The organism is Streptomyces solincola, assembly GCF_002982015.1.
GTDB classification, from domain to species: Bacteria; Actinomycetota; Actinomycetes; order Streptomycetales; family Streptomycetaceae; genus Streptomyces; species Streptomyces solincola.
Window position 1 is genome coordinate 23,928 of sequence record NZ_PVLV01000040.1, and the last position, 6,364, is coordinate 30,291.

The 6,364-nt window shown below is 71.9% G+C and carries 3 protein-coding genes and 3 pseudogenes (1 of these 6 running past the window's edge); 3 read left to right on the top strand and 3 right to left on the bottom strand.

The genetic code is table 11. The annotated features are described in order from the left end of the window. Positions 1 to 1,017 precede the first annotated feature (1,017 nt). Together C6N75_RS03030 and C6N75_RS03035 are read left to right on the top strand one after the other, a co-directional pair. A pseudogene (locus C6N75_RS03030) lies at positions 1,018 to 1,242 on the top strand (DUF6790 family protein); the annotation flags it as partial. A 596-nt stretch (positions 1,243 to 1,838) separates the two neighbouring features. Continuing rightward, positions 1,839 to 2,669 (top strand): SDR family oxidoreductase, encoded by an 831-nt coding sequence (locus C6N75_RS03035; RefSeq protein ID WP_258177192.1) that lies wholly within the window; start codon positions 1,839 to 1,841, stop codon positions 2,667 to 2,669. A gap of 53 nt (positions 2,670 to 2,722) precedes the next feature. Here the strand turns inward: C6N75_RS03035 and C6N75_RS31285 are convergent. Further along, positions 2,723 to 2,988: pseudogene (locus tag C6N75_RS31285) on the bottom strand (IS5/IS1182 family transposase); the annotation flags it as partial. A gap of 349 nt (positions 2,989 to 3,337) precedes the next feature. On the opposite strand from C6N75_RS31285, the gene C6N75_RS03045 reads away from it, so the two are divergent. Then, on the top strand, positions 3,338 to 4,255 hold the full coding sequence (locus C6N75_RS03045) for a DUF4396 domain-containing protein (RefSeq protein WP_219852841.1): 918 nt from the start codon (positions 3,338 to 3,340) through the stop codon (positions 4,253 to 4,255). A 427-nt stretch (positions 4,256 to 4,682) separates the two neighbouring features. Here the strand turns inward: C6N75_RS03045 and C6N75_RS03050 are convergent, their stop codons facing one another. Together C6N75_RS03050 and C6N75_RS03055 are read right to left on the bottom strand one after the other, a co-directional pair. After that, a complete protein-coding gene (locus tag C6N75_RS03050; RefSeq protein WP_105867268.1) occupies positions 4,683 to 5,906 on the bottom strand; it encodes a cytochrome P450 in 1,224 nt (407 codons plus the stop codon). Then, positions 5,903 to 6,364: pseudogene (locus C6N75_RS03055) on the bottom strand (alkaline phosphatase family protein); it runs 757 nt beyond the window's last position. The gene C6N75_RS03050 and the pseudogene C6N75_RS03055 overlap by 4 nt, the downstream one beginning before the upstream one ends.

Genomic DNA, 6,364 nt, shown 5'->3' on the forward strand with positions numbered 1-6,364 from the left:
CGGACATCTCGTATCCGTACACCGGCCTCTCCGCCATCAATGCCGGCAGACACATGTCGAGCACGCCCCGCAGCCACTGAGCCCGCGGCGTGTTGAGTTCCTCCATACCCAGTACCTTACACAGCAAGACTCATGCGTTGCAAGCTAGCGGCTCATGCGAGGGATCCGAAGCAGCCGAAACCCACCGCCACCACAGCGGACCCGCCGACAACACCACGCAGGCAAGTGCCACCCCCCCCCTCTGGATCACGCCCAACGCGCACGTCCACGCCGATCATTCGCGCCGTGGTCAGCACCGTGGTCGGCTGCACGGGTGAAGGTGCAGCGCTTCACGTACCGCGGTCGGTCCCACGAAGAGATCGTCCCGGCGACAACCTCAACGCGGCCCTAACGCCGCACAGGAGGGAAGCAAAGGCAAGGCACCCAAGAGGAGACCGGACAGGGTCACGCGGCCGGCACCGGGCGGACACGGCAGCCGACCGTCACGGCAGTCGGCCGTCCAGTCAGCGCGGCAACCGGCGGAGACCAAGCCATCCAGGACGCGCCGCACCACCCAGGCTCCAGACGACCCCCACCGGATGGGGCACCGTCTCCTCCCATCGCCTGAGGCAGTGCCGCCCGGGCGAAACCACCTCAGGTCGATCACAGCCCGATGGAACACCCGGGGAGGCACACGACGCTGTGGCCGGGAGGGCTGGCGGCGTCCTGCTTCACCGGGAGGTCGAGCGCGGGCGGGCGCCCGGGAGCAGTGCACCAGGTGCCGGTGGCGCGTCCTTGGCGGCTGCGGACGGGGGTCTGCTGGCAGAGTGAGCGCGCGTGGACACCCCCGCCCCGCAGCCCCGCGGCCTCGCCAAGCCGATGAGGTAGACGATCCAGTTGAGCAGCAGCGAGCGGTGCGTGCAGCCCTCGGCGTGAACGGCTTCGTCACGGCGTCGGGTCACCTCTTCCTGGCGGACCCGGTGGCCCGGTCGGTGGAAATGGCCGCGGCGGACTCCATGGCAATGAGAGGTCGGCTGCGCCAACCTCGCCATCGGGGTGGGCGGCGTCCTGTGCGCCGGGTTCGAACGCCACTTCTGGCTGGCAAGGTTCCTGGGAGCGGCGGTGTTCCTGGTGGGCGCCGCGGTCGGCCACGTCCGCGAGATCCTGGTCAACCGCAACCTCTCCCCCGGCAACGCCGGCGCGATCCTCTGGACCGATCTGGTGATCCCGGGAGTGGCGTTGCTCCTGTACTTCACGTACTGACGTCCCACCGGGCGTGAAGGGAGACGAGCCTGCGCGACGTTCCCGTGGCAGTGGGCGGCGATCGGTTTGCAGGCGACGGGAGCGTCGGCGGGGAGGTTCGGGGCGCAGGTGGCCGCCTGCCGGCTCCACGGGAGCACCTGGCCGACGTCCCGGTGACCGTGTCCTGGAGCAGGCAGTCCCCCGCGGGGACGCGGGGGGGCTGATGGCCACTGCCAGCATCACCGTTCGCGGTTGCACACACCGCTGTCCTGGAGGCGCGTACCGGCCGGGAACAGCGGCGCGTCCGCGACGTCGAGTGTGCTCAGACCGCCCCGGACTCCGCCTCACCCAGCCCAGATCAGTCCGGGGCGGGGGCGGTCGGCGTACGTCGGTCACCCGGTCGGCGTGCGGTGGACCGGCCGGGCCGCCGGGGGTGTGACCAACAGGCCCGGCAAGCGCGGGGAGGACTGGCGCGTGCGCCCCAGGTGCGCCTTCGCGCCTCCGCCCGCTCCTCCCCGGGGGTGGCCCACGGAGGCGCGCGCACCGACCATGAGCAGCCGGAACACGACGGAACTTCTGGGCGGGCGGACAGGGGCGGGGCGATGGGACGATGGTTGGTGACCGGGGGGTCCTCCGGATTGGGGCGGGCGCTGGCCGCGGCGGCGGCCGAGGCAGGACACAGGGTGGTGGTCACCGCACGGGACACCGCCACGCTGGAGGACCTGGCAGCCGCCTGGCCCGATCGGATCGTCCCGGTGGCCCTGGAACTGCGTGACCCGGCCCAGTGCCAGAGCGCCGTCCGGACCGCGACCGACCAGCTCGGCGGCATCGACGTCCTGGTGAACAACGCGGGGGCCGGGTTGTTCGGCGCGGTGGAGGAGGTCTCCGACGACGAGGTGCGGGACCAGCTGGAGACACTGGTCGTGGGGCCGTGGCGGCTGATCCGCCTGGTGCTGCCGCTGATGCGGGCGCAGGGCTACGGGCACGTGGTCAACGTGTCCTCGCTGGCCGGGCGGGTGGCCTTCCCGGGGCTGGCCGCGTACGTCGCCGGCAAGTACGCGCTGGAGGGTCTGAGCCAGAGCCTGGCGGCGGAGGTGGCCTCGCTGGGCATCCGGGTCACCGTGGTCGAGCCCGGCGGCTTCGCCACCCGCTACGGGGCCTCACTCACCCGGTCGGACCGACGGCTGGCCGAATACACCGCGGTCACCTCCGACACACTCGCCGGCGTGCGGGGCATGGCCGACGCTCGCGGCATCGGAAGGCCCGAGGACTTCGCCGCCCTGGTGCTGGCGCTGGTCGCCGACCCCGGCCCCACCCCGTTGCGCGTACCGGTCGGGGACAATGCCTTCGCCATCCTGGAGGCGGTCGAGCAGGCCTCCCGCGAGGAGCTGACCGCCGCCCGCGCCCTCACCCGACTGGCACCGCCACGGCCCACACCGGCGCCGTAGCCCTTCCCGGCCGGGCGTCCGGCTCCGCCGCGCAGGGCGGGTGGACGTCTTCAGCCGAGGTGGTCGACCATCCGATCCGCCGCCGACTTGGACACCCCAACAGGCGGAACGAGCTGCCGCACGGTCACGTGTGCGCGCCGGTACGCCGTGACCGGCGAAGTCCGGTCCTGGCAGCGGCATGTTCCACGGTCGGCCCCGATGGACCGCGTCCGCACCCTCGCGCCGCGGCACGGTCGCCGGCTTCCCGAAGGCACGCGAGCTCAGTCCGGGTGAACGGGAGTGTCCAGGACGGGTCCGACGCCGTGACCACACCAGCCACCGCAAGAGCGTCTCACCCCGGGACACGAGTTACGGGACAAGCCTTGCAGGCCTTGGCCCCCTGCCTTCGCAGCGCAAGGAGGCGTATGGGGCGAGCGCCGCTCAGGGGTACCGCTGGTGACGCACCGGCAAGACGAGCGCCGAGCCGCCGGGCGGCGGGCAGGCTGATCTGCGTTTCGGGGCCTGGCAATCTCCTTCTCGCCCGGGCGGAAGGGGTGGCGAGGGCTGTTCGGCGTAGTGCGGGAGAGGCGGGCCGGTGTTTGTGCTGGGCTGGATCTTGAAGACCTCGAACCGATGTGAGCGGGCGGTGGTCCTGCCTGGGGACGGGGCGTGCCTGCTCGGGAGACGCGATGCTGCTCGATGGTGTGATGCTGTTGTGGTTCGTCCAGGTCGTGATCGCCGTGGCATTCGTCGCGATCGACATTCGCGCGACTCCTGAGGCGGTGGTGATGAAGTGGGGATTCGTGATCATCACCGCGTTCAGCGGTCTGTTCGGCGCTCTGCTGTACGTGCTCAGTTGTCGTGAGCCGCTGCCCGGCACCCACGAGCAGTACGTCGCGGCGAAATGGCGTCAGGTCGTGGGTTCCACCATGCACTGCGTCGCGGGCGACGGCATCGGGATCCTGGTGGCCGCGGTCGTCACCGCGGGGATCGGCATTCCGATGTGGGCCGACGTCCTGTGCGAGTACGGCTTCGGGTTCCTCTTCGGCTGGACGGTATTCCAGGCCTTGTTCATGAGAAGTATGTTCGGCACGTACGGCACTTCCCTGCGGCACACCTTCATGACCGAACTGCTCTCGATGAACGCGGTGATGGGCGGCATGACCGCTGTGATGGTGCCGTGGATGAGCCACGACGCGGGTGCCATGCACCCCAGCGGCGCCCGCTTCTGGTTCGTCATGTCCGTGTCGCTCTGCGCGGGCTTCCTCGTCGCGCTCCCGATGAACTGGTGGCTGGTGGACCGGGGCCTGAAGCACGGCATGATGACCGTACGGCACGACGCGAAGCCCCTCCCCCAGGCGTCCGCGGCAGCCGTGGCCGGCGCCGCCCTCACGGAGACGACGTTTCGGACCCGCCTCCGGCACGACCCCGGTTCACCCGCCGCAGTGCCGGCCCCCTCCCCGCAGGATGCCGGACACGGCCACCATGACATGCGGCCCACCACCAGCCGGACGCGACTGGGGTGGATGACCCTGGTGAGCTTCGCCGTCTTCGGGGTGGGGTTCCTGGTCGCGGGCCTGTTGGGTGACCTGTCCATGCAGCGTTAGGACGCCTTGGCACGGCTCGAGGCCAGGATGGCATCGAGATGCCGGGCGCGTCGCGCCGCCGGGGCGGTGGACGGCGGGGAGAGTGCGACGGTCACTCCCCCGAGCCGGATTGAGCTGTGTTGCTGGACCCGGGGGCGGTCTCGGGGCCTGTGGCCGTGCACGGGAGGCCGCTGGGGCGCACAGGGCTGCGAGGATTGCCCCCAACCGCCGGACACCGGCCGGTGGGCAGTGGCACCGCGGTGGCAGAGGAGCCGGTGCAGGTGCTGACGGGCCACCACGCCTCGCAGGTGCCTGCGTGCCCATCGTCGGCACGCCGGTGACGCGGACGACCGGTGGGGGTCAGGGTGCGATGGGGTCGGCGGGTGGTCTTCCCCGCCCCGGGACCGGGGGTTGCCACGCCCCGGTCCCAGGTAGCGGCGTCATGCGGTCACCGGTCGCTCAGGGGGCTGAACTCGACCAGCAGCCGGGTCGGCGCGTGGGCCAGCACTCCCGCCCGGCGAAGCGAGAAGCCGTCGGCGTACCGCAGATCCGGCAGCGCGTCCAGCAGAGCGCTCAGCCCGATCTCCACCTCGGCCTTCGCCAGCGCGGCGCCGACGCAGAAGTGCCGTCCGAGGCCGAGCGCCACATGGCCGGCGCCCGCGCCGAAGGCACGGTCGGGGTCGAGGTCGCCGCGTGCGACATCGAACCGGTCTGGCTCCGCGTACCGTTCCGGGTCACGGCCGGCCGCTCCCAGCAGACACACGACCTGGGCCCCGGCCGGAACGGTCACCCCGGAGAGGACGACATCCTGTTCCGCTTCCCGGAACACCATGTGGGTCGGCGGGCTGTGGCGCAGCGTCTCTGCCAGGGCCGCCGGGATGAGGCTCCGGTCGGCCCGGACGGCGTCCAGTTGATCCGGATGGTCCAGGAGCAGGGACACCAGCGAGGACAGGGCCTTGTCGGTGGTCTCGGCTCCGGCGCTGAGCAGCAGGGCGCAGAAGTTGCGCACCACGTCGGCGCTCAGAGGGGCCCCGTCGACCCGTGCGGCGCACATCCGGGAGACCAGGTCCGTGCCGGGGTGGGCGCGGCGTTCGGCGATCACCCCGTCGAAGTAGGCCCGCATCTCGTCGCGTGCCCGCAGCCCGGCCGCCGCCACCTCCGGATCGTCGTGGCCGGCCATGAACGGCCCGAAGGTGCTGTACCACCGCTGGAAGCGACGGTGCTCCGCCTGGGGCAGTCCGAGCACGCCGAGGATGACACGGACCGGCAGGAGCCGGCAGAAGCTCTCGACGAGATCGGTACGGCCGTCACCCGAGAACCGTGCGACGAGGCTGTGCGCCGCCTCGGCGATGCGCGGCTCGAGCTCGGCGTGCAGGGTCCGGCCGCGCAGGGCCCCGGAGATCACCCGGCGGTGGTCGGCGTGCTCCTGCCCCTCCATTTGCAGGATGGTCCGTCCGAGCACCGGTTCGAGGTGTCGGGCGTAGGCGTGCGTGGAGAAGGCCGGGTCGGTGAGGACTTGCACGACGTCCCGGTGGCGGCTCACCAGCCACCCCAGCCGGGGGTGCTCGGCGACGGGGTGCTCCTCGCGTAGCCGGCGGTACGCGGTGAAGGGGTCCTGCCTCAGGTCGCGGAGGACCTCGTCGGGGAGGACTTCGGTGGCTCGCTGGTTCACGCGGCTCCCTCCGCTCCGGTACGGACGTCCGGCAGTCCGCCCGCGGCGGCGCCTGCGGACATCCGGTCGTCCAGGCCGGCGAGGTCGAGGAGTAGGGCTTTGACGTCGGTGGCCGCGACGCGGCCGGGAAGGGAGCGGGGGGTGGAGCACATGATGAGGGGGCCGTCGTCGTCGCTGGTGGGGAGGCGGCCGTGGCTGCCGCGAACGGGTGACGGGTCAAGGGGCACCACGGCCAGGCGGTAGCGCAGCCCGAGCTTCTTGCGGGCGAGGGCGGTGGCGGCCCGGACCCGGACGTAGGGGTCCTCGGGGTCCATCAGCAGCTCGGCCGGGTCGTAGCCGGGTTTGCGGTGGATCTCCACGAGCTGCGCGAAGTCGGGGGCGCGGGCGTCGTCGAGCCAGTAGTAGTACGTGAACCACGCGTCCGGCTCGGCGACGGCGACCAGTTCACCGGAGCGCGG

Bases quoted from the DNA above. Each gene is read 5' to 3' on its own strand.
- C6N75_RS03045 (WP_219852841.1), top strand. From the start codon at position 3,338: ATGCTGCTCGATGGTGTGATGCTGTTGTGGTTCGTCCAGGTCGTGATC.